We start from the raw sequence: 26,989 nt of genomic DNA on the forward strand, positions 1-26,989 counted from the left end.
TTGCGCGGCACGGCGTGATAGCGAGACGTCTGGCTAGGCGCCGGCTTCGAGCCGTGCCTTGAAATCAGCCCGCGCGCGTTGCGCCTCGCGCTTGGCGGTCTCGGAGGCCTCGCCGAGGCCGAAATAGCCGTGGATCAGGCCGAGGCCGTCATAGTAGCTGGTCGGCACGCCGGCGGCCTTGAGCGCGTCGGCGTAGGCCTTGCCTTCGTCGCGGAGCGGATCGAACCATGCGGTGCAGACAATCGCCGGCGCTACGCCGGCAAGGTTCTTGGCGCGCAGCGGCGAGACGCGCCAGTCGGTGCCGTGTGTCTTGTCTTCGAGGTAATGGCCGCAAAACCATTCCATGGTGGCGCGGGTGAGGAAATAGCCTTCTGCGTTTTCGGCGCGCGAGGGGAAGCGGGCGTTTTCCGTCGGGTCCGCGAAATTTCCGGCAACGTCGGTAACGGGATAGACCAGCAGTTGCGCGGATAGCCTGATGCCGGCGTCGCGGCAGGCGATGGCGGTGGTGGCCGCCAGATTGCCGCCCGCGCTGTCGCCGGCGACGCCGACGCGCGCGGCATCGCCGCCGAATTCGGCGATGCGGGCGATGACGTCCTGTGTGGCCGTGAAGGCATCCTCGAAGGCGCCGGGAAAGCACACCTCGGGCGGGCGGCGGTAATCGACCGAGACGACGACGGCGCCGGTCTCGATCGCGAGCCAGCGCGCCTGCCGGTCATGGGTTTCGAGATCGCCTGCAACCCAGCCGCCGCCGTGAAAGAACACCACCGTCGGCGATTTTTCGTTCGAGTTCCGGTAGACCCGCGCGGCAAGGAACCCGGCCGGGCCTTTCACCTTGATGTCTTCCGTGCTCATCACCGGAGGCGGCGGCACTGCCGCGCGCGAGGCCGCCAATGCGCGGAGCGCATCGCGCGCGCTCTGCGGTGTCATCGTCGCGGGATCGCGCAGCGGCAGCAGCGGAATGATCTGGGCGACGACGGGATCGAGCGGCGGGATCATGCGGGGCCTCGTTGCGGAACAGGACGGCAGCATAGGTAACGGCGGCGGCCGCCGCAATTGCGGCGTTTCCCAGAGCAGACCGGGCCCGCATCCTTCAATTGATAATGATTCCTTCAAGACGATATGCGGGCAGCGTCGATAGAATCGCGGTCCGTTTACTTCTGGTTATCCCTAACCGAGCGCGCGCGGGGAACGGCCGGGCGCGCCGATCATTACTCCTTCCAGAGGGAGTGGTGCGATGGATCAAATTGCCGGAATGGATCGGGTGCTCGACGAAATGCTGGTGCAACTCGGCGGGATGGTGCTGAAACTGTCCAGCCCGGAAGTGACGCGGACCGCCGACGAGCGGCGCGCTGGCGTGCTCGGTCAACCAATATTCGCTGTGCGCGGCGCGCTCGGCTGATCCGCGCGTGCACCAGCTCAAGGCCGAGCTTGAGGAAAAGATCAAGCCGCATTTGCGGTTGGTGGCCAGCCGTTAAGGCCAGCCGTTCGATTCCGACGCTGCGAGGCAGGCGCGCAGGTGGCGACGGCCGGGCGAAGTCCGGCCGCGAAGGTGCTCGAATGAATCAGTTCGAATGAATCAGAGCGTCTTGAGGTATTCGATCAGCGCCTTTCGATCGTCGGCGGACAACTCCGGTCCGATGACGCCCTTGACTTCCCTTTCCTTGCTGAAGTCCTTCCTGAACTCGTGCCCCCTGTTCGAGTTGCCGCGAATGGATGTATCGAATTCGAATCCATTGGCGATCGGGTCGGTCTTGTAACCGAGCTTCACGGGGTCGTATTCGCGGCTGCCGAGATAGAATTTCGTCGGCCGCTTTTCCGGGTCGCCGAGCAGATCGTCGATGGTCGGCACCGAGCCGTTATGCAGATAGGGCGGCGTCGCCCACACGCCGTTCAGCGGACGGACCTTGTAGGCCAGTTCGCCCCGGAGTTCGTTCGGCATGTAGCCATCCATCCGCTTCCGCTCCGCAGCGCTCGCAGGCGGCTTCTGCTGATCGAAGATGGTGTTGACGGTCTTCTCGACGAGTTCGCCGAGTGCGAATGCAAAACTGCTGCTTTTGATTCCGAGATGGTCGGGAACCGCGACCGTGCGGGCCAGCATGTCCGCCGCCTGCGCGGGATCGGTTCCGATGTGCGAGATCGGAACGTTCTCGACCTTGAGGATCGCCTCGCCCGCCTCGTTCTTGGTCCACCAGTCCTTGTTGTTGAAATCGTAGAACGCCTCGCTCGTCACCGGCGGCCGGTGGCACTCCTGGCAGTGGGTCTTGTAGAGTTCGGCGCCCTTGTCGGCCAGCTTCTGGTCGATCGGCGGCAGGATATCACCCGGCCATTTCGGGGATTTCAGGCCTGAGAATCCGTCCTTCGCGTTCGGCGGATTCTTGCCCTTGATCATCTGCTCCATTTCGTCGAGCGACTTCAGGTCGACGCTTGATTTATACAGACCCTTCGACGGCTCGGTCAGATTGAGCTCCGCCGATACGCCAAGCGCCTCGCCGGCGTTGCGCACCATCGGCTGCATGATCGAACCGTTGTACTGCACCCAGTCGAACCACGGCGTGTTCCAGATCCGCGGAAAATGCACCGGCGCGGAGGAGCCGGCATAGTTCTCCGGCTTCTTCAGGTCGATCGAAAACACCTGGTTGCCGATCCGGTTCAGCGCGTCGAGCCGTCCATATCCTTCCAGGATGCTCTGGGAGGCCACGCGTTCCTCCAGATTCTTGACCTGCTTGTATTGGGCAAGGACTTGGTCGAGCTGGTTCTTCAGCGTCTCGCGGTCGTCGACGGTGGAATCCGGACCAAGGATGCGCTCGGCGAAGCGGTCGAACCGCCCAGGCCAGTAGCGCGTCAGCAGAAGCGAGATGCCCATACCCTGCTTCATCGCGAAGAGGTTGGTGAGCGCCGATCCGCCGTCGATGACGACAGCAGTGTCCTTGTAGGTGAAGCTGCCGGTGTGGCAGGCCGCACAGGTCAGGCCGACGCCGGTCATGTCCTGCTTGTTGCGCGGGTTCTTCCACGGCGCGCCCGTCGGATCCAGCATCGGGGTGCCTTTCGCGAAGCCGATCGGAAGCGCCTCCTTGCCGGGGATGATGGTATCGGGGATGAAGCCGTAGCGATCGAGATAGGCGGTGTCGCTGAAGAGGCCGACCTTGGTGAACGGCAGCCACGAAATCGTCGGCTGCTCCAGCGCCATGAACCACTCATAGGGGAAGCCGAAGGTCCGCGTTCCCTGATCGGCGTGATAGAACCAGCTCAGTTTTTCCTTGGCGATGCCCTGGTCGAGCCAGACGGTCTTATTCGGTGTGGGATGCTCCACGATCTTGACGTGAAGATCCTGCCAGAGCTTGGCGATGTCGTCCTTGACGGCGGCATAGCCGATGCCGACGACCGCCAGCACGATCACAATTTTTGCAATCCTTTTGCCCCGCATGGCCTGCCCCTCGTTAAAAATGCGCCGTTGGCGCGCAATATCGGTCTGTTATCAAAAAACGCCGCAAGGCGAATCACCCTCGGCGTGCGGTTGAACATGATGCCATCTTATAGTGGCGCCGTAGGTCTGTCCATAAATCCAAATCCTTGAGGGCCGCGGGATGCGGTCCTCGCCGGTCATCTTTCGCCGCGCGTTTTCCAGTATAGAGTCTCCATCATGCAGAAAAAGTGTCGGACAGATCACATGACGGCAGAAGCGCTAGAACGCTTGCGAATTGAGATCGGCTCCGGTCAGGCGGTTTCCGGCCTGGTGATGCAGCCACCACAGCCTCGCGCCTGTTACGTGTTCGCGCACGGGGCCGGCGCGGGCATGATACACAAGTCGATGGAGACGGTTGCCGCGGGCCTTGCCGAGCGCGGCATTGCGACGCTGCGCTATCAGTTTCCCTACATGGAAAACGGCGGCAAGCGGCCCGATCCGCCTGCGGTTACGCATGCAACAGTGCGAGCGGCCGTGGCGGAAGCCGGACGACGCTTTCCCTCGTTGCCACTGATCGCGGGCGGCCGATCGTTCGGCGGGCGGATGACGTCGCAGGCACAGGCGCTTTCGCCGTTGCCGGGTGTCCGCGGGTTGGCGTTTCTCGGCTTTCCGCTGCATCCGGCCGGAAAACCTTCCAGCGAGCGGGCCAGGCATCTCGCCGACGTCACAGTCCCGATGCTGTTTCTGCAGGGCACGCGCGACGCACTGGCGGAATTGAGTCTGCTCGAGCCTGTCGTCAAGAGCCTGGGATCGCGCGCGGCGCTGCATCTACTTGATGGCGCCGATCATTCCTTCCATGTGTTGAAGAGTTCGGGACGGAATGACCGTGAGGTGATGGACGAGGCGCTGGATGTGTTTTCCGAATGGGTTCAGACGGTCGTGAGTTAAGCTCTCCGACGTCGTCCCTGCGAACGCAGGGACCCATAACCACAGGAGCACGTAGTTGAAAGAAGCCGTCTCCCCTCGTGCCTCTTCCGCTGGCCACGGCGCCGCGATGAGCGCAATTGCGCTCACGCTCGGGGTCCCTGCGTTCGCAGGGACGACGGATATAGTTGCGCTCGTCGCTTTCTGAACTACGATGCGTCATGACAAAAATCCTGATCGTCAATCCGAATACCACCGCCTCGATGACCGAAACGATCGGCGCCGCCGCGCGCGCTGTCGCCGCACCAAGCACCGAAATATCCGCTGTCACCTCGGCGATGGGGCCGGTCTCGATCGAAGGCTATTACGACGAGGCCTTCGCCGTGCCTGGCCTGATCCAGGCGCTGATGAATGCGCCGGATGCCGATGCAGCGATCATCGCCTGCTTCGACGACACCGGGCTCGACGCGGCCCGCACCGCCGCGCCCTTTCCCGTGGTAGGCATTTGCGAGGCGGCGCTGGTGATGGCCGGCCAGATCGCAAAACGCATCGCGATCGTCACCACCCTGCCGCGCTCGATCGTGCCGCTCGAAGAGCTGGTGCGCCGCTATGGTTTTGCGGAGAGGGCGCAGGTCACCGCTTGCGACGTCGCGGTGCTCGATCTCGAAAAGCCGGGCTCCGGCGCGGAAGCCAAGCTTGAAGCCGAGATTGGCCGTGCGCTGGAGAAGGGCGCGGAGGCGGTCGTGCTCGGCTGTGCGGGCATGGCCGATCTCGCGCAAAAACTGTCGCTGAAGTTCGGCGTCCCCGTCGTCGACGGCGTGGCGGCAGCGGTGAAGCAGGCCGAGGCGCTGGCCGGCCTGAAGCTGACGACCTCGCGGCGCGGCTCTTATGCGTCGCCGGGCGTGAAGAATTACACCGGGATACTAGCGCCGTTCGCGCCGAAAGCTTCAGGCTGATTGCGGCGCGCCGTAGATCTTGTCGCGCAGTCGGCGCATGCCGGCGAGCCAGCGGTCGCGGTTGGAGGCCTTGCGCTGGATGTATTCGGCGACCTGCGGGTGCGACAGGATGAGGAAGCGTTCTTCCTCCATCGCCTCGATCACCATGCGCGCCACTTCCGGCGGCTGCAGCACGCCATCGACCCTTGCGGCGCTCGGGCCGGGCGTTGTCATTCCGGTCTGCACCGATTGCGGACAGAGCACGGAAACGCGGATGCCGCGGTCGCCATATTGAATGGCGAGATGCTCGGCGAGCGCCACCGCGGCGTTTTTGGTGACGCCGTAAGGCATCGAGTTCAGCGACGCCAGCAGGCCCGCGGCGGAGGCGGTGTTGATGAGATAGCCGGAGCCGCGTGCGAGCATGCCGGGCACCAGCGCGCGGGCCGCGAACACATGGCTCATGACATGGACGCGCCAGCTCACGTCCCAATCGGCGTCAGACGCGGTCTCCTGTCCCTTGCGCGAGAGGCCGGCGTTGGAGAAGAACACGTCGACCGGGCCATACTTGTCTTCGGCCGCCGCGATCAGTGCCTTGATGTCTTCCTCCAGTCCGACGTCGGCCGTGATCGGCAGCCCGTCGATGTCGCCCGCGACCTTGGCAAGCTTCTCGCGCGAGGTTTTTAGGTCCGCGACGACGACGCCACGCGCACCGGCTTCCGCATAGGCGCGCGCCACCGCCTCGCCGATGCCGCTCGCGGCTCCCGTGACGACGCAGACCTTGTCTTTGACATGCATGATGCGGTTTCCCTTGCTTGTTCTCAGGTCTAGTACAGCCCCTTGTCGCGCGCCTGGCGGATCGCCAGCGCGGCCATCATGTCGAGCATCGGTGTCGAAAGTCCGGCGGCGCGGGCGAAGGCGGCGGGCGCGCGGACCAAAACGTCGATCTCCATGGCCCGGCCGAGCTCGTAATCCTGCAGGATCGACGGCTTGTGGTCCGGCGCGGGGCCGGATCGCGTCACGCGCTTGACTTGCGGAAAGCAGCTTTGCGCCACGCTGTTGGCCTCGTCCAGCAGGCGCGGCACGATGTCGGCGAGATCAGGATCGTCGCGTACGGCGCGCGCAGTCTGCCCGGTCAGCAAACACAGCACCGACATCGACATGTTGGTCAGGAGTTTGGACCAGATCGTCTCCCGGATCTGCGTGACCTCGGGCGAGTCGATCGAAGCGTCATTGAGCGCTGCGCGCAGCTTCTTGACGCGCTCGCTGACGCGGTCGTCGCACTCGCCGATCAGGAGCCGGTTACGCTCGGGCGACAGATTCGCGACCACGCCCGGCGCCAACACTTCATTCGATGAGAACACCACGCCGCCGACGACGCGCTCTCTCGGGATCGCCGTACGCAGGCGTCCGCCGGGATCGAGGAAGGCCAGATCCGGCACCGGCGGATGGCTTGGCGAGAGCCCGATATCGTACCACCAGGGAATGCCGTTCTGCGCGAACACCACGGCGGTGTCACTGCCGAGCAGCGGCTGCAGCCCGGCGGCGAGGCTGGAGAGGCCCGTCGCTTTCAACGTGCAAAGAACAACGTCCTGCCGGCCCAGCGCGGCGGGATCGCTGGATGCGCTGACCTTCGCCTTGAACTCGCCATCTCCAACCCGCAGCGTCAGTCCGTCGGCTTTCACGGCATCCAGCTGCGCCCCGCGCATCACGCAGGAAACGTCATGTCCTGCCAGTGCCAGCCGCACCGCAAAATGGCTGCCGACGGCGCCCGCACCGAAAACGCAAATCCGCATGGATGGAAAATCCTGCTGGGAAGGGAAGGAGTGCCGTTGCTAGTTTTCACAAGCGTTGTCCTGTTTCAACCGGCTCGGTTCGACAGGGTGGGTTGCGCGATCGCGCGGCCCTGGCCCGAGGGAACTTTGCTGTTCCGCTGGCGTTCATCAGCGCGCGTCAGGGTTCGTGACGCAACGATGGTGGGGCGTGCCATAACAAAACTTGGGCTGGGAATTGCCGTCATTGTTCTCGCGACTGCGCTGTCGGCCGCCGGATATGCCGTCGCGAAAGGCGGCCATGGCGGTGGACACGGCGGCGGTCGCGGTGGCGGGCATGGGCATCATGGCGGCGGCCACGGCCATAAACATTTCGGCGCGCGCCATCATGGCGGCGGCCATTTTCACGGCAGAGCGGCGCGTTTCCGCTCGTTCCACGCTCATCGCATCAACCGCGCCGCGGCCGGCAACCGCGCGATGAACGCGCGTGCGCTCGCTCGCAGCACTGCCGTCCTGAAAAATCCCGCCGCCCGCGCCAGCCTGACCGCGGGCGCGGCGCTGGCAGGTTGGCAATATGGCCGGCCGCGGGGCGGTGGCTGGTGGCAGCACGGCAATGGCGGGTATGGCTGGGTCGGGCCGCTGTTCTGGCCGTTCGCCTACAACGATATCTACGACTATACGCTGTGGGGACCGGGTGTCGGCGCGCCGTTCTGGTTCTATGGCTACGACGACATCTATGCCGGCCTGTTCGGACCTTATGACTACGAAGGCTTGGCCGGCTATTTGCCGCCGCGTGGCTCTCCGGGTGACGACCGGCTGGCGCAATTCTGCGGTGACGACAGCCGCGAAATCGCCGGCCTGCCGATCGATCTGATCGCGCAGGTGATCGAGCCCACCGAGGCGCAACGCACAGCGCTCGACGATCTCGCCAATGCGTCGGTGACATCGGCGCAAAAGATCAAGGCGGCGTGCCCGGCTTCGATTTCGCTGACGGCGGCCGGCCGGCTCGCCTCGATGCAGCAGCGCATCGAGGCGATGATCGCGGGCGTCGCTACCGTGCAGCCGGCGCTCGACAAGTTCTATGGTCTTCTGAATGACGAGCAGAAGGCGCGGCTGAACGCGGTCGCCGAGGAGCGGGAAAGGAAGGGCCGAGCGGCGCGGCAGAAGGTCATTGGCGCGGGCCTGCGACATCACGCAATCGTCTAGCTTGCGATGGCCGACCGAGGAAATCGAGGCGCGGCTGCATCCGACCGACGCGCAGCGCGCCAAGCTCACAGCCCTGCAGGACGCAGGCGCCAAAGCCAGCGAGATGCTGAGCGCATCGTGCCGGCCCGAGGAAGCCGCCACGCCGTCCGCGCGGCTTGCAGCGGCCGGCAAGCGGCTCGACGTCATGCTGCAGGCGGTCAAGCAAGTGCGCACCGCGCTCGATGACTTCTATCTGACCTTGAACGACGAGCAAAAAGCCCAATTCGAGGCGATCGGCCCACGGCGGACGTCCTTTGCCGACAGGGCTGACATGATGCAGCGGCGCAGCCGCCGATAGATCGTCGGCGGTGACAACGCCTGCGATCCCGGCCTATGGTTCGGCATAACAACATGCCGAACAAAGAGGCTACCGAATGACTGCCAATCCGGTTTTGTGGAATCTCGACGAGCGCGGCGTCGCAACGGTCACGCTCAATCGCCCCGAGGTGAATAACGCCTATGACGCGGGCCTGATCGGTGGCGTGCTCGCGGCGATGGACGATCTTGGCAAGAAGCAAAATCTTCGGGTCGTCGTGCTCAAGGGCAATGGCAAGCATTTCCAGGCCGGCGCCGACCTGAAATGGGTCAACGGCGTGCGGCCGAAATCGGCTGACGAGAACGAGGCGGTGTCGCGCGCGACATTCGAGGCCGTGCAGCGGCTGAATACGCTGCCGATCCCGACGGTCGCGCTGGTGCAGGGCGGCTGCTTCGGCGGCGGCACCGGCGTGATCTCGGCCTGCGACGTCGTGATCGCCGCCGACAATGCGCTGTTCTCGATCACCGAAGTGCGCTGGGGCCTGACCGCCGCAATCATCGTTCCGCAGCTCTGCGACGCCATCGGCGTCCGCCAGGTCCGCCGCTACGCCCTGACCGGCGAACGCTTCGGCGCGGAGGAGGCCCGCCGCATCGGGCTGGTGCATGAGGTGGTGCCGCTGGCGGAGCTGGAAATGGAAGGCGCCAAGGTGGTCGAGCAACTGCTCGCCAACGGTCCCGAAGCGTTGGCCGAAACCAAGCGGCTGGCGATGGAAAGCTCGTTCGGCGGCATGGGCGTCGACGACGAGGCTTACGCGCGGCTGGTGAAAATGCATTCGGCGCGGCGGCAGACGGCGGAAGCGTCGGAGGGCCTGGCGTCGTTTGCAGAGAAGCGGGCGGCGAGATGGGGGGCGACGGCAAAATAGCTGTTTCATTACCCATCTGAACAACAGTGGCAGATGCGGAAGAGTTTGCTATATTGGAGTCATGACAGCGAAGGACCTTGAGACGCTCATGGAGCGCGTCCGCCACTGGCCCAAGGAGCGCCAGGAGGACGCGGCGGAAGTCTTGCTTGAAATGGAGCGGCAGGACGCGAGCCGCTATCGTTTGACTGATGCTCAAGCCGAAGAGGTCGCCCGCATCCAGCGCGATATCCGCGAAGGTCGAGGAAAGCTCGCAATCGATGAGCAGATGGCGGCGCTTTGGAAGTCATGCGGCCTGTAAGCTTGCGCTTCGCGGGAACATATTGCCGCGATTTACAGCTATATCAGAGATCGCAATCCTGCTGCAGCCACGCAGGTGGTCGGCCGCATCGGTTTGGCTGCCGAGCGATTGGCGGAATTTCCGCGCATGGGACATGCCGGTCGTGTACCTGGTACCCATGAGTGGGTAGTACGCGGCTTACACTATATTATTGTCTATCAAACCGGCGCGGCCGATCCTGACGAGGTGCTGATCCTCGGCGTATTCCATGCGGCCCAGGATCGAGAACGCGAATGACGACGCGATCACAGGAGCGCCACAGCTTGCCATCCAAACGCATCGCCATCGCCGGACTGGGCGAGATCGGCCGAACGGTAGCGCGCAAGCTTGCACAGGGGATGCCGGGTCTCGTTCTCGCCGGCATCGCGACCAGGGATCAGACGAAGGCGCAGGCCTGGCTCGATCGCGAAGGCATTTCCTGCCCGCTGGTTTCGCTCGATGAGTTGCCTGACCATGCCGACCTCGTCGTCGAATGCGCGCCGGCTGACATCCTCGACCAGATCTGCCGGCCGATGCTGATCGCCGGAAAGCAGGTGATGGTGCTGAGCGCCAGCGCGCTGTTGTCGCGTCCCGACCTCGTCGATCTGGCGCGGGCGCATGGCGGCCAGATCATTGTGCCGACCGGCGCTTTGATCGGCTTCGATGCGGTTTCGGCGGCTGCCGAAGGAACCATCGATTCGGTGCAGATGGTCACGCGCAAGCCGCCCGGAGGCCTTGCCGGCGCGCCTTATCTCGTCGAGAACGGGATTTCCATGGAGGGCCTGACATCTGCGCTGTGTGTCTTCAAGGGCTCGGCGCGCGATGCGGCTGCCGCCTTTCCCGCCAATGTCAATGTGGTGGCTGCGTTATCGCTGGCCGGCATCGGGCCTGATCGCACGACGATCGAAATCTGGGCGGATCCGGCGGTGACGCGAAACTGTCACCAGATCAGGGTCGAATCCGATTCGGCCTCGTTCACGATGTCGATCGAGAATATCCCCTCGGAAAATCCGAAGACCGGCCGCATCACCGCGCTCTCGGTGATCGCGGCGCTGCGCAAGCTGACTTCGCCGCTGCAGGTCGGAACGTAAGCGCCTGCTGCGCCTTACAGCGCCGGCGAGAGCGCGCGTCTCAAATGCTGTAGCAGCGCCTGGACGGCTGCGGCATTCACCCGCCGCTCCGGAATGGCTGCCTTGACCCACAGTTCGGGGATCGCAAAATCCGGCAGCACCGCCTGCAATGTGCCGCTGCGCAGCGCATCGGCCACGAGATAGTGCGAGATCAAGGCAATGCCGTTGCCCGCGATCGCACTTTTCGCCAGCACATGGCCCTCGTTTGAGCTCAAGAGGGGGCGTACCTGGATGCTGGTTCGGCCACGTGGCCCGTCAAACGTCCATTCCGATCCGGTGGGAAGAAAGCTCAGGCAATGATGATCGACCAGTTCGCGCGGGTGCTGGGGCACGCCATGGGCTGCGAGATAGGCGGGCGAGGCACATAGCAGCCGCGTGAGCGAGCAGAGCGGCTCGTCAACGACGCCGCCGAATGAATGCGGAAACGCGCCGATGGCGATATCAAATCCTTCCGTCACCGGATCGACCGGCCGGTCGATCAGCACGATTTCAAGCTTCAGCCGCGGATTTTGCGTCTGGAAGGCGCTGAACGCATCGGCAAGCCGGGCGATGGTGAGCGAGGTGGGGGCCTTGATGCGAAGGTGATCGACGAGGTCGCGGTCCTTCTCGCCCATGCGCGCGAGCAGGTCGCTGGCGTCAGCCACCACGCCGCGCGCGCGATGCAGATATCGTTGACCCGCTTCCGTCAATCGCAGCTGGCGGGTCGAGCGGCGGAACAGCGCGATGCCGACCTGGTCCTCGAGTTGCGTAACCCGCTTGGAGACGACCGAGGTCGAAACGTTGAGCTTGCGGGCGGCGGCCGAAAAGCCGCCGGCCTCGGCGGAGGCCAAAAAGGCCTGAAGATTGGTGAGCGTATCCATCCACTTTTCACGATTTGAGAAAGCTGATCGCGCAATTTGCTGGATTGTAGTACGTTACGCATCAATTCATAGTACCGGCAACAAGAAACAGGGACGGAAGGCGACCAGTGTCGGCGAAAACGATCGAAGAACCCGCGCGCCGGGTGCCCATCTATGGCGAATATGAAGTTGCCGTGTTGGGCGGCGGGCCCGCCGGCATCGCGGCCGCCGTGGCGGCTGCGCGCGCAGGCCGCCGCACGCTCCTGATCGAACGCTACGGCTTTCTCGGCGGGATGGGCACCGCCGCCGGCGTGACCAATTTTTGCGGACTGCATGCCAACGTTCATGGCGAGATGCGTCGGGTGGTGCAGGGGATTGCGTCCGACCTGCTCGCGCGGATCGACCGGCTCGATGGGCTCAATGCGCCGCATCTGATCCTCGGCAAGATTTTCGCGCAGGCCTATGACACCGCGGCCTACAAGATCGCGGCCGACGACCTATTGGCCGCGCACAAGGTCGATATTCTCTTTCATGCACTTGGCGCCGGTGTGGTGATGGATGACGAGAAGCGCATCCACGCGCTGATGGTGGAAACCAAGGCGGGGCGTCAGGCGGTGCGCGCGGGCATACTCATCGATTGCTCAGGCGACGGCGATCTCGCGGCCTGGGCGGGCGCACCCTTCGAAGTCGGCGACAATGCCGGCAGCATGCTTTACCCATCGATGATGCTCCGTCTCAACGGCATCGATCCCGAAAGGGCGGGCGAGGCGTGGCGGACGATTCCGGCGCTGATGGAAAAGGCGGAGGCCGCGGGCACGCATCGTTTTCCGCGCAAGTCCGCGATCGTGCGGCCGCAGCGTTCGGCGATCGAATGGCGGGTGAACTTCACCCAGCTCGCGCGCGAGGACGGCACGGCGGTCAGCGGCATCGACCCTGATCAGATGACACGCGGCGAGATCGAAGGCCGCCGTCAGGCCGTGCAGGCGTTCGAATTCCTGCGCACGGTGCCCGGCTTCGAAAAATCCTACATCGTCGACCTGCCGCCGCAGCTCGGCATCCGCGAGACGCGCCGGGTGGTCGGCGGCTATATGCTGTCGGGCGAGGATGTGCTCGGCTGCGCCTCGTTCGAGGATTCCATCGGCGTCAATGGTTGGCCGATGGAGCAGCATGTCGCCGGCGACGTCGTCTTCAAGTTTCCGCCGATCCCGGAATCGCGCGGCTTCAACGAATTGCCCTATCGCATGCTGGTGCCTGAGGGCATAGACAATCTGCTGATGGCCGGGCGCTGCGCCTCGATGACCCATGAGGGCCAGTCGGCGGCGCGGGTCTCCGGCGCCTGCTTTGTGATGGGGGAGGCGGCCGGTCTCGCCGCGGCGCTGGCGCTATCAGGCAATACGATTCCGCGCGACATTGCAGTTGAAAAGTTGCAACAAACGTTGAAACAACAGGGTGCGTTCATCGGGCGGGACCAGGCGGTGCCCGAGGGATTATAGATCGGTGAGTTTCGAAATGTGCTACGTCGTCCCTGCCTAGTGCGCAATTGCGCACGGGCGCAGGGACCCATAACCACAGGACTTGATAATAGCAAAAGCCGTGCGCCCTTGTGCCCAAAGTAAGGCCGCGGCGTATGGGTCCCTGCGTTCGCAGGGACGACCCGAGTGGATAGCATGCGAAAAACAAGAGACGGAGGGAACGGGATGATGAAGTTTGCGCGGCTCGCGCTGGCGGGACTGTTGGCGATGGCGGCGGGCGGGCTTGCACGGGCCGATGATGCTCTGAAGGCAAAAATCGGCGTGCTGCGGCTGTCGTCGTCGGCGCCGGTGTTCATTGCGCAGGACAAGGGCTATTTCCGTGAGGCCGGGCTCGACATCGAGCTGAAATTCTTTGATGCGGCGCAGCCGATCGCGGTGGCGACCACGTCCGGCGACGTCGATTTCGGCATCACGGCATTTACCGCCGGGCTCTATAATCTCGCCGGCAAGGGCACGCTGAAGGTGATCGGCGGCATGAGCCGCGAGAAGGCCGGCTATCCCTTGATCGGCTACTTCGCCAGCAATAATGCCTATGCCACGGGGCTGAAGACACCGAAAGATCTCGCCGGCAAGCGCATCGCGGTGACGCAGGTCGGCTCCAGCTTTCACTATTCGCTGGGGCTGCTCGCCGACAAATACGGCTTCAAACTCGCCGACGTAAAGGTGATGCCGCTGCAGTCGCTGTCCAATGCCGCCGCGGCGCTGAAGGGCGAAACCGTCGATGCGGCCTTGCTGCCGATCTCGACCGCACGGGCGCTGGTGGATTCCGGTGGCGCCAAGTTTCTCGGCTGGGTCGGCGATGAGACGCCGTGGCAGTTAGGTGCGGTGTTTGCTTCACCGAAGACGCTTGCCAGCAAGGCGCTGGTAACGAAGCTTTTGGGCGCGCTGGTACGCGCCGACCGCGAATATCACGACGTGATCCTGGCCTCCGTGAAGGACGGCAAGGCCGGGATCAACGACAAGACAAAGCCGCTACTCGAGATCATCGCCAAATACACCAATCTGCCGGTCGAGCAGGTGGTCGGCAATTGCGCCTATATCGACCCGGACGGCAAGCTCGACGTCAAGAACGTCGATAACCAGATCGCGTGGCTGCAGGAGCAGGGCTTTGTCGACAAGGGATTTGCCGCGGATGCGATCATCGCGAAGGAATATGTGAAGGCGGATTGATGCAAGTTACGCCGGTGCCGTCATTGCGAGCGAAGCGAAGCAATCCATGCTTCGGTACGGGGATAGATGGATTGCTTCGTCGCTGCGCTCCTCGCAATGACGGAGCAAGTAACGAGTTCGGAACCACATGGACCTGATCGCCGACCATATCAGTCACCGCTTCGGCGGCCTTGACGTACTCGACCGCGTGTCGTTCACCGTCGCCTCCGGCGAGGTGGTGGCGATCGTGGGGCCGTCCGGCTGCGGCAAGAGCACGTTGCTGTCGATCCTGGGCGGCCTGTTGCGGCCGAGCGAAGGGAGGGCAGAGCTGCGCGGAGCGCCGCCGGACAACAGTTTCAATCCGCTGACCTTCGTGTTCCAGGATTTTGCGCTGCTGCCGTGGTGCACGGTGGAAGCGAATGTCGAGTTTCCGCTGATTCATACCGCGCTTGATGCCGCCGCGCGCCAGGCCGTCGTCGATGACGCGCTGCGCCGCACCGGCCTGTCTGATTTTCGCGGCGCCTATCCGAAGCAACTGTCCGGCGGCATGCGCCAGCGCGTCGGCATCGCGCGGGCGCTTGCGGTGCGGCCGGCGATCCTGTTGATGGACGAGCCGCTGTCGGCGCTGGATTCCCAGACCCGCGAATTGCTGATGGAGGATTTTGTCCGCCTGCTGGCCGACGGCGCGATGGGCGCGGTCTACGTTACGCATAATCTGGAAGAGGCGGTGCGGCTTGCCGACCGCGTGGTGGTGCTGTCGCGCCGGCCCGGCCGCGTGCGCGAGGTCGTGAGCATTCCGATGACGCGTGCCGAACGCGGCGGCATCGATGCCCGCGGCAAGTTGCTGACGTTGCAGAACCAGTTGTGGTCGCTGATCCGCGAGGAGGCGATCGATGCCGAGCGCGAGGTTCAACATGCTTGAGCGCGCGCCCTCGCAGGATACCCAACAGGACGGGAGCGTTCCGCGGCCGGTCGCCTTCCGCGGTGCGGGTTTTATGCCGGGCGGTGGCCGCGCTTCCGGGTGGATCGCGCTGGTGCTGGTGATCGCGCTGTGGCAACTCGCCGGCAGCGCCGGCTGGGTCAATCCGCTGTTCCTGCCGGCGCCCTCGGCGATTGCGGTCGCGATCTACAAGCTCGCCGTCAGTGGCGCACTCTGGCAGCACGTTTCCGCTTCGGTCGTTCGCATCGGCTCAGGCTGGCTGATCGGCACGGCGGCCGGCGTGATCGTCGGTTTTGCAATCGGCCTCTCGACGTTGGCACGCGGCGTCGGCATCACCTTCATTTCCGCGCTGTTTCCGATCCCGAAGATCGCGCTGCTGCCGCTCCTGATCCTCTGGCTCGGGATCGGCGAAGAGCCGAAGATCGCGACCATTGCGTTAGGGGTGTTCTTCTCCACGGCGATTTCGGTCTATAGCGGCGTCGATGCGGTGCCGCGCAACCTGATCCGGATGGCGCAGAGTTTTAACGTGCCGTTCCATGCCATCGTCCGCCGCGTGATTTGGCCGGGCGCGCTGCCCTCGATTCTTGCGGGATTCCGCATTACGGCGTCGGTGGCGCTGCTCTTGGTGGTGAGCGCGGAAATGATCGGCGCACAGTTCGGCATCGGCGCCTTCGTGCTGCAGGCCGGCAACCTGATGCAGACCGATCAGCTCCTCGCCGGCGTCGTGATCCTGTCGCTGTTCGGGCTGGCGGTGGGAAAGGCGATCAACGTGCTGGAGACGAGGTTACTGCACTGGCGGTGAGGTGAGGCGTAGAATTGTAGGGTGGGCAAAGCGACTTGTCCGCCGTAGCTCAACGAGCGAAGGCGGAAGCGTGCCCACCATTGCGCGGGGAGTCCGTGATGGTGGGCACGTCGCTAGCGCTCCTTTGCCCACCCTACGAGTCTTCGCCACTCCTCACGCATTGCCGCGGTCTTCGCGGAATAGGTCGATCTTCTGCTGCACCGGGCGGTCGGAGAAAGAGAACAGCACTGAATCAACGTCCGCCTCGTGCGTCACCCAGTGCCAGCTCGGCACCACGAACAGGTCGCGGGCGCCCCACTCGAACGTCTGGTCGCCGATCCGCGTGCGGCCCTTGCCTTCGATCGCGGCGAACACGGTGGCATCGGTCGAGCGGTAACGCGCGGTCTTGAAACCTTTAGGCAATAACTGGATGAAGGTGCCGATCGTCGGCATCGCAAAATCGCCTGTCTCGGGATTGGAGAATTTCAGTTTCAGCCCGTGGCAGGCGTCCCATTCGTCGCGTGCCTTGGCGCGCTCCAGCGCCTCGCGGGTGTAGCTGTAGGGATAGTTGAAGATCGGCGAGGTCTTGGATTTGCGTTTCTCGTCGACCGGCAGCAGATTGTGGCCGTAGCGCGCAAAACTGTCGCCGGCTGGCTTGGAGATCTTCTGCTGGTCCTCGTTTGACCCTTCGGCAAACGAAGCATCGAAGAACTGCACCATCGGGATATCGAGACCGTCGAGCCAGAACATCGGCTCATTCGTCTCGTTGGAATGATCGTGCCAGGTCATCGATGGCGTGATGATGAAATCGCCGGGCTCCATCGCCGTGCGCTCGCCGTCGACGGTGGTATGGGCACCCTTGCCTTCGAGCACGAAGCGCAGCGCCGACTGGCTATGCCGATGAGCGGGCGCGACATCGCCGGGGACCACCATCTGCACGCCGGCAAACAGCGAGGTCGTGACCTTCGACTGGCCGCGCAGCCCCGGGTTCTCCAGCACCAGCACCCGCCGCTCGGCTTCCTTGGCGGTGATCAGCTTGCCGGCCTCAGTCATGTAGTCGCGGATCGAATCGAATTTCCACAGATGCGGCCGGCAGGCGCTGCGCGGCTCCGGCGTGACGAGATCGCCCAGCACGTTCCACAGCGCGGAGAGATTGTCGCCATCGATCTTCTTGTAGAACGCCTCGCGTTCCGGCGTCTTCTGCACGGCTTCCATGGCAAGCCTCCCGTCATTCTTTATCGTGTAGATTGACAGTATACTTACAATATCGGTAGCGTCAATGTGATAAACCCGGACAGGCCATAAGAATCAGGGAGGTTCCGATGAAGCTGCATGGCTATTTCCGCAGCAGCGCGGCATATCGCGTCAGGATCGCGCTCAACCTCAAGGGTCTCACGGCAGAGCACCTGCCGCATCACCTTCGCAAGGGCGAACAGATTGCGCCGGACTATCTCGCCCTCAACCCGCAGGGGCTGGTGCCGACGCTGGAGGGCGACGATGGCGCGGTGCTGACCCAGTCGCTGGCCATCATCGAATGGTTGGACGAGACCCATCCCAATCCGCCGCTATTGCCAAAGGATCCGCTGCGCCGCGCCAAAGTGCGGGCCTTTGCGCTCGCCATCGCCTGCGACATCCATCCGGTGCAGAACTTGAAGGTGCTGGCCCGCCTGCGCCAGCTCGGCCTGCCGGAAGAGAAGGTGACGGAATGGGCGGCCTGGGCCAATCGCGAAGGCCTCGCTGCCTGCGAGGCCCTGATCAAGGGCGAGAACGGGCCGTTCTGCTTCGGCGACGCGCCGATGGTTGCCGATCTCTGCCTGGTGCCGCAGCTTGCCAACGCGCGGCGCTTCGGCGTCGACGTATCAGGCTTTTCCCGCCTGCTCGAGGCGGAAGCCGCGGCAAAGCAAATGAAGGCATTCACTGAGGCCGCACCGGACAGGCAGCCCGATGCCGAGTAAGCCACAAACGATCACGATGGATGCGGTCTATACCGCGCCCGGCTATCTGTTCCGGCGGATGCAGCAGATCGCGGTTTCTATCTTCGTCGAGGAGTGCAGTGCGTTCGATCTGACGCCGGTGCAATATGCCGCGCTGGTCGCGATCCACACCCATCCGGGCATCGATGCCACCCGGCTGTCGGCGGTGATCGCGTTCGACCGCTCGACCCTCGGCAGCGTCATCGAGCGGTTGGAGAGCAAGGCGCTGATCGAGCGCAAGCCCTCGCGCGAGGACAAGCGCGTCAAGCTGCTCTATCTCTCGAAATCGGGCGCAGCCGTGCTGCGTGACATCATGCCGTCGGTCGAGCGCGCGCAGGTCAGGATGCTGCAGCCGCTGAAGCCTGCGGACCGCAAGACCCTGCTGACGCTCCTGACGCAACTCGTCGATCTCAACAATGAAGCCTCGCGCGTGCCGCTGCGCGCGGAAGATGCGCTGGAGCATCTGGGGAAGGCGGGGTGAGGGGGCGCGTCAGGGACGTGGAGTCAATGCCAAAAACTCCGCCGTCGTCCCGGCCTTGAGCCGGGACCCATAACCACAGATATTTGAGTCAGGTAGGCTGTGGCTGCAGGGTAAGGTCCACAACTGACGCCCGTGGTTATGGGTCCCTGCTTTCGCAGGGACGACGGCTAGTTTGCGGATACGTTACATCCTCATCAATGCCTGCCGGTCGATCTTGCCGGTGCCGGTCTTCGGCAGTTCCCCGATGAAGGTGATCTCGCGCGGATATTTGTAAGGCAGCAGCTTTGCCTTGACGTAGTCCTGCAATGTCTTGGTGGCCTTCGTCGCATCGAACTTGCCCTTGTTCATCACTACCACCGCTTTCAGCGTCATCCGGCGGTCCGGCAGTTCGGCCGCAAACACCGCGCATTCCCTGATATCGGGATGCTCGGCAAGGCAGAGCTCGACCTCGAGCGGATAGACCCACTGGCCTGATATCTTGACCAGGTCGTCGGCGCGGCCGCGGAAGAAATGGAAGCCATCGGCATCACGCATGAAACGGTCGCCGGTGTAGATCCACCCCTCGTCGCGAATGGTCTCGGCGGACTTGTCCGGCCGGTTCCAGTACAGCGGCGTGTTTGAATCGCCGCGGACCCACAAGATCCCCTCTTCGTTGTCGGCGACTTCGCGGCCGTCCTTGTCCCTGAGCAGGATTTCATAGCCGGGCACGCGCAGGCCCGCGGCGCCGAGTTTTTTCTTCTCGGGAAGGTTGGAGAGATAGATGTGCAGGACTTCCGTCGAGCCGAGCCCTTCGATGATCTCGAGCCCCGTCAGCTTTTTCCAGCCGTTGAACACTTCCGCCGATAAGACTTCGGCCGCCGACAGCGCCATCCGCAGCGACGAGAAATCGGTTGTCGCCGCACCCTCGGCCTTGGTCAGCGAGGTGTAGAGTGTCGGCAATCCGTAGAACACGGACGGTCGATACTTTTCGATCGCCTGGAAGATCGTGGCCGGCTTCGGTTGTCCCGGCAGCAGCAGCGTGGCCGCGCCGACCGAGAACGGGAAGGTGATGGCATTGCCGAAGCCGTAGGCGAAGAAGATCTTCGGCACCGAGAAACAAATGTCGTCAGCCGTCAGCTTGAGCACGCTGCGGGCAAACGCCTGCTCGCTATAGGCCATGTCGTGCTGCAGATGAACGATGCCCTTGGGACGTCCGGTCGAGCCGGAGGAATACATCCAGAACGCCATCTCGTCGCGGTGGGTGTCGGCTTCCGGAAGGTTGGTGGCGAAGCCCTGTAGCCACTTCGCCGCGTCGACCGTGTGCGGCACGGCGTGCTCGCCCGCTACGCCATTGACCACAATGAGGGTTTGTAGCGGCGTATCCTTGCAGGCCTCCGCGTTGAACCGCGAGGTAAACTCGGCCTCCGCGACCGCTACCGCTGCGCCGGCGTCCGAGAGGTAGAACTGCAGGAGCTCCGGCGGCGTCAGCGTGTTGATCAACAGCGGCACGAAGCCTGAGCGCACCGCGCCGAAAAATGCCGTCGGGTAGGCCGGCGTGTCATCGAGGAACATCAGGATGCGGTCGCCGCGCTTCAAGCCCAGCGACTGAAAGCCGTGGCCCCATTGCGCGGCTTCAGTGCAGAGCTCTGCATAAGTGTGCGTGCCGCCGGGGCCGGTCAGCGCCAGCCGGTCGCCTCGACCGGCCGCAAGGTTATCGAACAGGATGCGGCTCGCGTTATAGCGTTCCGGGATCGCAAAGCCGATCTCGCGCGCTCCCGGATTGTCGCGGGGGACCAAATCGGAAATTTCTGACGTCATGCCTGGCTCCCGATTTTCTTCGCTGCCTCGTAACGCGTCATGAATTCCGGCGACATCGCGCGCAGCCGCGCGTCGGCGATCCGCCCGGAGCGGGTGATGTAGCTGTAGGCAAAATCCATCAGGTCGAGCTTCATGTGTTCGGGGAAATGTTCGTACCAGTCGGCGCTGGTGCGCGCCGCCGTCACCAGCTTCTGCACGATCGGCTTGCGTTCAGCCTGGTAGCGGGCGAGGCCTGCCGGAATATCGTTTTCCGCCTCCAGCGCTTTGGTCAGCGCGATCGCGTCTTCGATCGCGAGTCGCGTGCCTGAGCCGATCGAGAAATGCGCGGTATGCAGGGCGTCGCCGATCAGCACCATGTTGCCGTGCGACCACCGCTCATTCCAGATCCAGGGAAAATTGCGCCACACCGATTTGTTCGACACCAGCGAGTGACCGTCGAGGGTCTCCGCAAAAATTTCCTCGCAGATCGCCTGCGACTGTTCGATCGTCTTGTGCTCGAAGCCATAGGCCTGCCAGGTCGCCGCATCGCATTCGACCAGGAACGTGCTCATGGCGGGCGAATAGCGATAGTGATGCGCGTTGAAGAAGCCCAGATCGGTCTTCACGAACGTCTGCGACAGCGTGGCAAAGCGTTTGCTGGTGCCGTACCAGGCGAACTTGTTGGTCGAGTGTGAAACCGAGGCGCCGAATTCCTTCTCAAACCCGCGGCGCACCAGCGAGTTCAGCCCGTCGGCGGCAACGATCAGGTCGTATCCGCCGAGTTCGTCGATCGACTGGATCGTGGTGTCGTATCGTGCCGTCACGCCCGCCCCGCGCACGCGCTGCTGCAGGATGGTGAGCAGTTCGAGCCGGCCGATCGAGGAGAAACCGACGCCGTCGATCTCGACGCTCTCACCACGCAAATTGAGCGTGATATTCTTCCAGCTCTCCATCCGCGGCGTGATGGCGTCGACCGTCTCGGGGTCGTCGGCGCGCAAAAATTCCAGCGCCTGTTCGGAGAACACCACGCCAAACCCCCAGGTCGCGCCTTCGGGGTTCTGTTCGAACAGGTCAATTTGCGCGTCCGGATGACGGCGCTTCCAGAGATAGGCGAAGTAGAGGCCGCCGGGGCCTCCGCCAATGACGGCGATACGCACGTCTTCTCCCTCCCAATCGACAGTATACTTACTAATTTGAGGTGGAGACTAATCCGTGCCGGAAATTTGCGCCAGAGGAAAATATCGCCGGGAACCGTTCCGCGGCCTGGTCCTGATGGTAATCAGGACTGGGTTGCACGCTCTACCTGAACGCTAGCGCACGAGCCGGCACCTCTCGCGCCATCAGGTTTTTCAGGTTTGAGACCGGCTTTCCGCCGAAGACGCGATAGGCTCGGCTGCAGCGGAAGATCGCCGTAGGGCGTAGGATCTAGCGCGCCGCGAATTGCGATAGCACTTCCTTGCAGGCAGGTGAAAGCTGGGCGGCATTGGTCGCCAGACACTGCACGATGCGGCCACCGCCAGCTGGCACGCCGCCGCAAATCGAGCGGACGTCGGCGCCGCAGGTCGACCGCAGCACGAACAGTTCTTCGCGGGGCCGCATCGGCCGCAGCACGATCGCCGTCGGCGCTGCTGCAGCGGCCGGTGCGGCGCCGCCGGATGCCGGCGCCGCGGCTGCGGGCGCTGCAGCAGCAGGTGCTGCGGGCTTGGGCGCCGTTGTCACCGCGGCAGGTTTTGCGGGCGCTGCCGCGGGCGCCGTCTCAGCTTTTGGCGCCGCCGGCGCTTCCACCGCGCGCACCGCGCCCTGGCAGCCTGATGACAAGCTCGACATGTTCTTCTGCAGGCATTGCAGCGCGGCCTCGCCGCCCGGCGGCACGCTGGAGCAACGCGCCATATAGTCCGAACGACACTGCGACTTGATCGCGTCGCGTTGCGCCTGGCTCGGCGCTTGCGCAAACGCCGGTGCTGCAATTGCGAATGTCACGGCCGCCAACAACGGCCCAAGCTTTCTCGCGCACGTCAACATGTCGATCATTTATGTAAATCCTTTTGTTGTCGCCGGAAGCCACCGCTTCAACCGAAGGGAAGTTTTGAATGCGTCTGCTGAAAAAATTCGGGACGCATCATTTTCGCTTTCCAGTTCCGCCGCAAGCGGATTGTTGCTATTTTCATGGGATGGCGGAAAGCCGATTTCTGAATAAAGCCTTTTCCAGAACAAGACCGATTGAGGCACCAAAAATGAAGGCTTCGCGTTCGCCTGCACGCTTGAGATCACACGGCACTGTCACGCAAAAAGGCGCCGCCGCCTGCCGTGCAGCTTTCGCCGTTGCTGCGATGGGCATCTTAAGTGCCTGCGAACAAAATACTTTTGTTCCTCCACCGCCGCCGAAGGTCGAAGTTGCGCCGCCCCTGCAGCGGCCTTTCACGCGCTATCTGGAAGCGACCGGCAATACGGCGGCAATCAAGAATGTCGATCTGGTCGCGCGCGTGCAGGGCTTTCTGCAATCGATCAACTACAAGGACGGCGACTTCGTAAAGGAGGGCACATCCCTGTTCACGATCGAGCCCGACACCTACAAGCTGAAGCTCGAACAGGCGCAGGCCGCGGAATCCGGCGCGCAGGCATCGGTGCGACAGACCGAGGCGGATTTCAAGCGTCAGCAGGAGTTGGTGCAGCGGCAGGCCGTTTCCCAGGCCACGCTGGATAATTCCACCGCGGCCCGCGACAATGCGCAGGCGAGCCTGCTGCAGGCCCAGGTCAATACCAAGATCGCGGCGGTCAACTACGGCTACACCAATGTGGTCGCGCCGTTCGATGGCGTCGTCAGCGCGCATCTCGTCTCCGTCGGCGAACTGGTCGGCGCATCGTCGCCGACGCAACTCGCCACCATCGTGGCGCTCGACCCGATCTATGTGAATTTCAGCGTCAACGAACAGGACGTGCTGCGGATCCGCGAGGAAGCGCGCCGGCGCGGCCTGACGCCCGATGACCTCAGGCAAGTGCCGATCGAGGTCGGATTGCAGACCGAGACCGGCTTTCCGCACAAGGGCACGCTCGACTATGCCGCCACCACGCTGAACCAGTCGACCGGCACGCTTCCCGTGCGCGGCGTGCTACCCAATGCGGACCGCGCGCTGCTGCCGGGATTCTTCATCCGAATTCGCGTGCCTTTGGACCAGGTGCAGAACGCGCTGCTCGTGCCCGACGTCGCGCTCGGCAGCGACCAGGCCGGACGTTATGTGCTGGTCGTGAACGGCGAAAATGTCGTCGAGCAGCGCAAGGTGCGCGTCGGGCCGTTGGAAGGCGAGTTACGCGTCATCGAGGAAGGCCTCAAGGCCGATGACCGTGTGATTACCGCCGGGCTGTTGCGTGCGATCCCGGGCCAGAAGGTCGATCCGCAACTGAAGACAGTCGAAGCGCAGCCGGCGTCGGCCAAGTAGGAGCCGGCCATGATTTCAAAATTTTTCATCGAGCGGCCCGTTCTTTCCAACGTCATCGCGATCCTGATGATCCTGATCGGCGGCGTCTGCCTGTTCAGGCTCGCGGTTGCGCAATATCCCGATGTCGTGCCGCCCACGGTGCAGGTCACCACCCGCTATCCCGGCGCCAGCGCGAAAACCGTGATCGACACGGTGGCGCTGCCGATCGAGCAACAGGTCAACGGCGTCGAGGACATGCTTTACATGCAGTCCTACAGCGGCGCCGATGGCTCCTATTCGCTGACGGTTACCTTCAAGATCGGCACCGACCTCAACTTCGCGCAGGTGCTGGTGCAGAACCGGGTCTCGAGCGCGCTCTCGCAACTGCCGCAATCGGTGCAGAACCAGGGTGTCACCGTGCAGAAGAGGTCGACGGCGATCCTCTTGTTCGTGACGCTGACATCGCCGAAAGCGACCTATGACAGCCTGTTCCTGAGTAATTTCGCCACCATCAACATTCGCGACGAGCTGTCGCGCCTGCCCGGCGTCGGCAACGTGACCGTGTTCGGGGCTGGCCAGTATTCGATGCGGGTCTGGCTCGATCCGAACAAGCTGCAGGCGCGCGACCTGATGCCGCAGGATGTGATCTCTGCGATCCAGCAGCAGAGCCAGCAGGTCACCGCCGGCCAGGTCGGTGCGCCGCCGGCGCCAGCAGGGCAGGCGTTTCAATATACGCTGAACGTCAGCGGCCGACTCGACGACACTACTGAGTTCGAGAACGTCATCGTCAAGACCGGCAGTAGCGGCGACGTCACGCGGGTGCGCGACGTCGGCTGGGTCGAACTCGGCGCGCAGACCTACAGCCAGATGTTCTCGCTCAACAACAAGCCAGCCACCGGCATCGGCGTGTTCCAGTCGCCGGGCGCCAACGCGCTCGAGGTCGAGCAAGCGGTTCAAAGAAAAATGGCGGAGTTGGCGAAGGGATTCCCGCAGGACATCAAGTACGACACGCCGTTCAACACCACCAAATTCGTCTCCGAATCGATCAATGAGGTCTACAAGACGCTGATCGAGGCGGGCTTGCTTGTGCTCGTCGTGATCCTGATCTTCCTGCAGGACTGGCGCGCGATGCTGGTGCCGGCGACCACGGTGCCGGTGACCATCATCGGCGCGTTCGCGGCGATGGCGGCACTCGGCTTCACCGTGAACATCTCGACGCTGTTTGCGATCGTGCTGGCGATCGGCATCGTGGTTGACGACGCCATCATCGTGGTCGAAGGCGCCGCCCACAATATCGAGAAGGGAATGTCCGGCCATGACGCGGCGATCAGCGCGATGGACGTGCTGTTCGCGCCGATCATCGGCATCACACTGGTGCTGGTCTCGGTGTTCTTGCCGTCAGCGTTCTTGCCGGGATTGACCGGGCGGATGTATGCGCAGTTCGCGCTGGTGATTGCGGCCACCGCGCTGCTCAGCGCCATCAATGCCGCAACCTTGAAGCCGACGCAGTGCGCGTTGTGGCTACGCCGGCCCGCGCCTCCGGAACAGCGCAACTTTTTCTACCGCGGCTTCAATAGGGTCTATAACCGGCTCGATGCCTGGTATGGCCGGCTGATCGGCCGCCTGGTCGCGCACAGCAATATATCTGTCATCTGCGCGCTGATCCTGATCGCGATCGGCGGTTACGGCCTGTCGCGGGTGCCCACCGGTTTCATTCCGATCGAGGACCAGGGCTATCTGCTGGTGGCCGTGCAACTGCCCGACGGTGCGGCGCTCGAGCGGACCCAGCGTGTGCTGACGCGGGTCAGCGACATCACAGGCAAAACCGCAGGCGTCGAGCAGGTGATCACCATCGCCGGCATTTCCGCGCTCGACAATTCATCCAGCCTCGCCAATGCCGGCGTGGCCTATCTGATCCTCAAAGAGTGGAGTGCGCGCGGCGAGGGCGAGGATCTGCGGTCGCTGTTCGTCGGCTTGAACGAAAAGTTGTCGGTGATCGAGGAAGCACGGATCCTGGTGGTCCCGCCGCCACCGATCCAGGGCATCGGCAATGCGGCCGGCTTTGCGATGCAGGTTCAGCTCCGCGACGGCAATTCCGATTTCAGCAAGTTGCAGGCGATCACCGGTGCTGTCGTTTCCAATGCGTCAACGCAAACCGCGCTGCAACGGGTCAGTTCGCCGTTCCGTTCGATGGTGCCGCAGTTCGACGTCGAGGTGGACCGGGTCAAGGCCCAGACCATGCATGTCACCACCGACCAGGTGTTCTCGACGCTGTCGTCCTACATGGGGTCGAGCTTCGTCAACCAGTTCAACAAGTTCGGCCGCACCTTCCAGGTCTATGCGCAGGGAGATGCGCAATTCCGCCTGACCCCGCGCGACATCGAAAGACTGACGGTGCGCAACAGCCAGGGCGACATGATCCCGCTCGGCGCGGTGGCGAAGATCACGCCGGCGGTCGGGCCGTCGCTGATCAGCCTGTATAATCTCTATCCATCGGCATCCATCATCGGGCTGCCGGCGACCGGGTACAGCTCCGGCCAGTCGATGAATCTGATGGAAGAGATCGCTGCCAAGACGCTGCCGCCGGGCACCGGCTTCGAGTGGACGGCGATGTCGTATCAGGAGAAGGTCGTCGGCGGCCAGATCTACTGGGCGTTCGGCCTGGCGCTGCTGCTGGTGTACCTCGTGCTAGCCGGACAGTATGAGAGCTGGTACGCGCCGATCTCGGTCATTCTCGCGGTGCCGTTGTCGCTGCTCGGCCCGATGCTGGTGCTGAGCGGGCTGAGGATCGAGAACAACCTCTACACCCAGATCGGCATCATCCTGTTGATCGCGCTGTCGGCCAAGAACGCCATCCTGATCGTCGAGGTGGCGCTCGAGCTCCACGTGCGCGACCGCAAGCCGCTGTTGGAATCGGCCGTCGAGGCGGCGCGCGCTCGCTTCCGTCCGATCCTGATGACGTCGTTCGCCTTCATCCTCGGCGTCGTGCCGCTGGTGCTCGCCACCGGCGCCGGCGCCAATGCGCGGAAGTCGATCGGCATCACCGTGTTCTCGGGCATGCTGGCGTCAACGTGCCTGGCGGTGCTGTTCGTGCCGACCTTCTTCGTCGTGATCCAGCGGTTCGAGAACTGGCTGAAGGAGCGGAAGCGGAAGAAGGCGGACGTGCAGGCGACGGTGGCGACGCATTAAGATCCCGTAGGGT

General features: G+C 63.6%; 27 protein-coding genes. 17 read left to right on the plus strand and 10 right to left on the minus strand.

The genetic code is table 11. The features are described 5' to 3' along the window. Nucleotides 1–33: 33 nt before the first annotated feature. Complete coding sequence (locus V1277_RS16785) at nt 34–996, minus strand: alpha/beta hydrolase (RefSeq protein WP_334417289.1); 963 nt, start codon at nt 994–996, stop codon at nt 34–36. A 238-nt stretch (nt 997–1,234) separates the two neighbouring features. On the opposite strand from V1277_RS16785, the gene V1277_RS16790 reads away from it, so the two are divergent. After that, entirely contained in the window at nt 1,235–1,399 is a 165-nt protein-coding gene (locus V1277_RS16790) for a hypothetical protein (protein ID WP_334417290.1), read from the plus strand. Between the two features lie 177 nt (nt 1,400–1,576). Here V1277_RS16790 and V1277_RS16795 read toward each other — a convergent pair whose 3' ends face one another. Further along, nucleotides 1,577–3,424 (minus strand): di-heme-cytochrome C peroxidase, encoded by a 1,848-nt coding sequence (locus V1277_RS16795; RefSeq protein ID WP_334417291.1) that lies wholly within the window; start codon nt 3,422–3,424, stop codon nt 1,577–1,579. 243 nt (nt 3,425–3,667) lie between these two features. Here V1277_RS16795 and V1277_RS16800 point away from each other — a divergent pair, with 243 nt between their 5' ends. Together V1277_RS16800 and V1277_RS16805 are read left to right on the plus strand one after the other, a co-directional pair. Beyond that, a complete protein-coding gene (locus tag V1277_RS16800) occupies nt 3,668–4,351 on the plus strand; it encodes an alpha/beta hydrolase family protein (RefSeq protein ID WP_334417292.1) in 684 nt (227 codons plus the stop codon). A gap of 197 nt (nt 4,352–4,548) precedes the next feature. Further along, the gene (locus V1277_RS16805) at nt 4,549–5,283 is read left to right on the plus strand and encodes an aspartate/glutamate racemase family protein (protein WP_334417293.1); all 735 of its coding nucleotides are present in this window, start codon (nt 4,549–4,551) and stop codon (nt 5,281–5,283) included. Here the strand turns inward: V1277_RS16805 and V1277_RS16810 are convergent. Together V1277_RS16810 and V1277_RS16815 are read right to left on the minus strand one after the other, a co-directional pair. Beyond that, the gene (locus V1277_RS16810; RefSeq protein ID WP_334417294.1) at nt 5,275–6,057 is read right to left on the minus strand and encodes an SDR family oxidoreductase; all 783 of its coding nucleotides are present in this window, start codon (nt 6,055–6,057) and stop codon (nt 5,275–5,277) included. The two genes, V1277_RS16805 and V1277_RS16810, sit on opposite strands and share 9 nt — an antisense overlap. 29 nt (nt 6,058–6,086) lie before the next feature. After that, nucleotides 6,087–7,055: a ketopantoate reductase family protein gene (locus V1277_RS16815; RefSeq protein WP_334417295.1), complete on the minus strand. Its 969-nt coding sequence runs from the start codon at nt 7,053–7,055 to the stop codon at nt 6,087–6,089. A 177-nt stretch (nt 7,056–7,232) separates the two neighbouring features. Between V1277_RS16815 and V1277_RS16820 the strand changes: the two genes are divergently transcribed. The 6 genes from V1277_RS16820 (at nt 7,233) to V1277_RS16845 (ending at nt 10,861) form a co-directional block, all read left to right on the plus strand. Then, on the plus strand, nt 7,233–8,237 hold the full coding sequence (locus V1277_RS16820; protein ID WP_334417296.1) for a Spy/CpxP family protein refolding chaperone: 1,005 nt from the start codon (nt 7,233–7,235) through the stop codon (nt 8,235–8,237). 1 nt (nt 8,238) lies between these two features. Next, complete coding sequence (locus tag V1277_RS16825; RefSeq protein ID WP_334417297.1) at nt 8,239–8,574, plus strand: Spy/CpxP family protein refolding chaperone; 336 nt, start codon at nt 8,239–8,241, stop codon at nt 8,572–8,574. Nucleotides 8,575–8,650: 76 nt separating this feature from the next. Beyond that, nucleotides 8,651–9,454: an enoyl-CoA hydratase-related protein gene (locus V1277_RS16830; protein ID WP_334417298.1), complete on the plus strand. Its 804-nt coding sequence runs from the start codon at nt 8,651–8,653 to the stop codon at nt 9,452–9,454. Between the two features lie 61 nt (nt 9,455–9,515). Further along, entirely contained in the window at nt 9,516–9,752 is a 237-nt protein-coding gene (locus V1277_RS16835; protein ID WP_334417299.1) for a hypothetical protein, read from the plus strand. A gap of 21 nt (nt 9,753–9,773) precedes the next feature. Then, nucleotides 9,774–10,028, plus strand: a complete 255-nt coding sequence (locus V1277_RS16840) for a type II toxin-antitoxin system RelE/ParE family toxin (protein ID WP_334420395.1) — start codon at nt 9,774–9,776, stop codon at nt 10,026–10,028. Further along, on the plus strand, nt 10,025–10,861 hold the full coding sequence (locus V1277_RS16845; protein WP_334417300.1) for an aspartate dehydrogenase: 837 nt from the start codon (nt 10,025–10,027) through the stop codon (nt 10,859–10,861). The genes V1277_RS16840 and V1277_RS16845 overlap by 4 nt, the downstream gene beginning before the upstream one ends. Before the next feature lie 14 nt (nt 10,862–10,875). Here V1277_RS16845 and V1277_RS16850 read toward each other — a convergent pair whose 3' ends face one another. Continuing rightward, the gene (locus V1277_RS16850; RefSeq protein WP_334417301.1) at nt 10,876–11,760 is read right to left on the minus strand and encodes a LysR family transcriptional regulator; all 885 of its coding nucleotides are present in this window, start codon (nt 11,758–11,760) and stop codon (nt 10,876–10,878) included. A gap of 107 nt (nt 11,761–11,867) precedes the next feature. Here V1277_RS16850 and V1277_RS16855 point away from each other — a divergent pair, with 107 nt between their 5' ends. The 4 genes from V1277_RS16855 to V1277_RS16870 all read left to right on the plus strand — a co-directional run bounded on the left by V1277_RS16855 (nt 11,868) and on the right by V1277_RS16870 (nt 16,162). Next, entirely contained in the window at nt 11,868–13,232 is a 1,365-nt protein-coding gene (locus V1277_RS16855) for an FAD-dependent oxidoreductase (protein WP_334417302.1), read from the plus strand. A 204-nt stretch (nt 13,233–13,436) separates the two neighbouring features. Beyond that, complete coding sequence (locus tag V1277_RS16860) at nt 13,437–14,441, plus strand: ABC transporter substrate-binding protein (protein ID WP_334417303.1); 1,005 nt, start codon at nt 13,437–13,439, stop codon at nt 14,439–14,441. Nucleotides 14,442–14,568: 127 nt separating this feature from the next. Continuing rightward, nucleotides 14,569–15,342 (plus strand): ABC transporter ATP-binding protein, encoded by a 774-nt coding sequence (locus tag V1277_RS16865; RefSeq protein WP_334371069.1) that lies wholly within the window; start codon nt 14,569–14,571, stop codon nt 15,340–15,342. Then, entirely contained in the window at nt 15,335–16,162 is an 828-nt protein-coding gene (locus tag V1277_RS16870) for an ABC transporter permease (RefSeq protein WP_334420396.1), read from the plus strand. Before V1277_RS16865 ends, V1277_RS16870 begins: the two co-directional genes overlap by 8 nt. Before the next feature lie 153 nt (nt 16,163–16,315). Here V1277_RS16870 and gtdA read toward each other — a convergent pair whose 3' ends face one another. Next, nucleotides 16,316–17,356, minus strand: coding sequence for a gentisate 1,2-dioxygenase (gtdA, locus tag V1277_RS16875; protein WP_334371067.1), 1,041 nt, complete (start codon nt 17,354–17,356; stop codon nt 16,316–16,318). 107 nt (nt 17,357–17,463) lie between these two features. Here gtdA and maiA point away from each other — a divergent pair, with 107 nt between their 5' ends. Together maiA and V1277_RS16885 are read left to right on the plus strand one after the other, a co-directional pair. Then, nucleotides 17,464–18,096: a maleylacetoacetate isomerase gene (gene maiA / locus V1277_RS16880; RefSeq protein ID WP_334417304.1), complete on the plus strand. Its 633-nt coding sequence runs from the start codon at nt 17,464–17,466 to the stop codon at nt 18,094–18,096. Then, a complete protein-coding gene (locus V1277_RS16885; protein ID WP_334417305.1) occupies nt 18,086–18,595 on the plus strand; it encodes a MarR family winged helix-turn-helix transcriptional regulator in 510 nt (169 codons plus the stop codon). Before maiA ends, V1277_RS16885 begins: the two co-directional genes overlap by 11 nt. Nucleotides 18,596–18,778: 183 nt before the next feature. Here the strand turns inward: V1277_RS16885 and V1277_RS16890 are convergent, their stop codons facing one another. From V1277_RS16890 to V1277_RS16905, 4 genes are all read right to left on the minus strand, one after another. Further along, complete coding sequence (locus V1277_RS16890) at nt 18,779–20,392, minus strand: benzoate-CoA ligase family protein (RefSeq protein ID WP_334417306.1); 1,614 nt, start codon at nt 20,390–20,392, stop codon at nt 18,779–18,781. Beyond that, entirely contained in the window at nt 20,389–21,528 is a 1,140-nt protein-coding gene (locus V1277_RS16895; protein ID WP_334417307.1) for an FAD-dependent monooxygenase, read from the minus strand. Before V1277_RS16895 ends, V1277_RS16890 begins: the two co-directional genes overlap by 4 nt. A 268-nt stretch (nt 21,529–21,796) precedes the next feature. After that, nucleotides 21,797–22,402 carry a hypothetical protein gene (locus V1277_RS16900; RefSeq protein ID WP_334417308.1) on the minus strand — a complete coding sequence of 202 codons (606 nt, stop codon included), beginning with the start codon at nt 22,400–22,402 and terminating at the stop codon, nt 21,797–21,799. Between the two features lie 133 nt (nt 22,403–22,535). Beyond that, nucleotides 22,536–22,709, minus strand: coding sequence for a hypothetical protein (locus V1277_RS16905; RefSeq protein WP_334417309.1), 174 nt, complete (start codon nt 22,707–22,709; stop codon nt 22,536–22,538). On the opposite strand from V1277_RS16905, the gene V1277_RS16910 reads away from it, so the two are divergent. Together V1277_RS16910 and V1277_RS16915 are read left to right on the plus strand one after the other, a co-directional pair. Next, a complete protein-coding gene (locus tag V1277_RS16910) occupies nt 22,702–23,808 on the plus strand; it encodes an efflux RND transporter periplasmic adaptor subunit (protein WP_334417310.1) in 1,107 nt (368 codons plus the stop codon). The two genes, V1277_RS16905 and V1277_RS16910, sit on opposite strands and share 8 nt — an antisense overlap. Before the next feature lie 9 nt (nt 23,809–23,817). Next, nucleotides 23,818–26,976 (plus strand): efflux RND transporter permease subunit, encoded by a 3,159-nt coding sequence (locus V1277_RS16915; protein ID WP_334417311.1) that lies wholly within the window; start codon nt 23,818–23,820, stop codon nt 26,974–26,976. Nucleotides 26,977–26,989: the final 13 nt, after the last annotated feature.

The sequence above is a fragment of the Bradyrhizobium sp. AZCC 1588 genome (assembly GCF_036924735.1).
Lineage (GTDB): Bacteria > Pseudomonadota > Alphaproteobacteria > Rhizobiales > Xanthobacteraceae > Bradyrhizobium.

Coding starts and splice junctions, on each gene's coding strand:
- V1277_RS16790 (WP_334417290.1), top strand. CDS start 1,235: ATGGATCAAATTGCCGGAATGGATCGGGTGCTCGACGAAATGCTGGTG.
- V1277_RS16815 (WP_334417295.1), bottom strand. CDS start 7,055: ATGCGGATTTGCGTTTTCGGTGCGGGCGCCGTCGGCAGCCATTTTGCG.
- V1277_RS16820 (WP_334417296.1), top strand. CDS start 7,233: ATGGTGGGGCGTGCCATAACAAAACTTGGGCTGGGAATTGCCGTCATT.
- V1277_RS16860 (WP_334417303.1), top strand. CDS start 13,437: ATGATGAAGTTTGCGCGGCTCGCGCTGGCGGGACTGTTGGCGATGGCG.
- V1277_RS16830 (WP_334417298.1), top strand. CDS start 8,651: ATGACTGCCAATCCGGTTTTGTGGAATCTCGACGAGCGCGGCGTCGCA.
- V1277_RS16805 (WP_334417293.1), top strand. CDS start 4,549: ATGACAAAAATCCTGATCGTCAATCCGAATACCACCGCCTCGATGACC.
- V1277_RS16845 (WP_334417300.1), top strand. CDS start 10,025: ATGACGACGCGATCACAGGAGCGCCACAGCTTGCCATCCAAACGCATC.
- V1277_RS16890 (WP_334417306.1), bottom strand. CDS start 20,392: ATGACGTCAGAAATTTCCGATTTGGTCCCCCGCGACAATCCGGGAGCG.
- gtdA (WP_334371067.1), bottom strand. CDS start 17,356: ATGGAAGCCGTGCAGAAGACGCCGGAACGCGAGGCGTTCTACAAGAAG.
- V1277_RS16835 (WP_334417299.1), top strand. CDS start 9,516: ATGACAGCGAAGGACCTTGAGACGCTCATGGAGCGCGTCCGCCACTGG.
- V1277_RS16850 (WP_334417301.1), bottom strand. CDS start 11,760: ATGGATACGCTCACCAATCTTCAGGCCTTTTTGGCCTCCGCCGAGGCC.
- maiA (WP_334417304.1), top strand. CDS start 17,464: ATGAAGCTGCATGGCTATTTCCGCAGCAGCGCGGCATATCGCGTCAGG.
- V1277_RS16885 (WP_334417305.1), top strand. CDS start 18,086: ATGCCGAGTAAGCCACAAACGATCACGATGGATGCGGTCTATACCGCG.
- V1277_RS16795 (WP_334417291.1), bottom strand. CDS start 3,424: ATGCGGGGCAAAAGGATTGCAAAAATTGTGATCGTGCTGGCGGTCGTC.
- V1277_RS16910 (WP_334417310.1), top strand. CDS start 22,702: ATGGGCATCTTAAGTGCCTGCGAACAAAATACTTTTGTTCCTCCACCG.
- V1277_RS16785 (WP_334417289.1), bottom strand. CDS start 996: ATGATCCCGCCGCTCGATCCCGTCGTCGCCCAGATCATTCCGCTGCTG.
- V1277_RS16870 (WP_334420396.1), top strand. CDS start 15,335: ATGCTTGAGCGCGCGCCCTCGCAGGATACCCAACAGGACGGGAGCGTT.
- V1277_RS16900 (WP_334417308.1), bottom strand. CDS start 22,402: ATGATCGACATGTTGACGTGCGCGAGAAAGCTTGGGCCGTTGTTGGCG.
- V1277_RS16810 (WP_334417294.1), bottom strand. CDS start 6,057: ATGCATGTCAAAGACAAGGTCTGCGTCGTCACGGGAGCCGCGAGCGGC.
- V1277_RS16865 (WP_334371069.1), top strand. CDS start 14,569: ATGGACCTGATCGCCGACCATATCAGTCACCGCTTCGGCGGCCTTGAC.
- V1277_RS16905 (WP_334417309.1), bottom strand. CDS start 22,709: ATGCCCATCGCAGCAACGGCGAAAGCTGCACGGCAGGCGGCGGCGCCT.
- V1277_RS16800 (WP_334417292.1), top strand. CDS start 3,668: ATGACGGCAGAAGCGCTAGAACGCTTGCGAATTGAGATCGGCTCCGGT.
- V1277_RS16915 (WP_334417311.1), top strand. CDS start 23,818: ATGATTTCAAAATTTTTCATCGAGCGGCCCGTTCTTTCCAACGTCATC.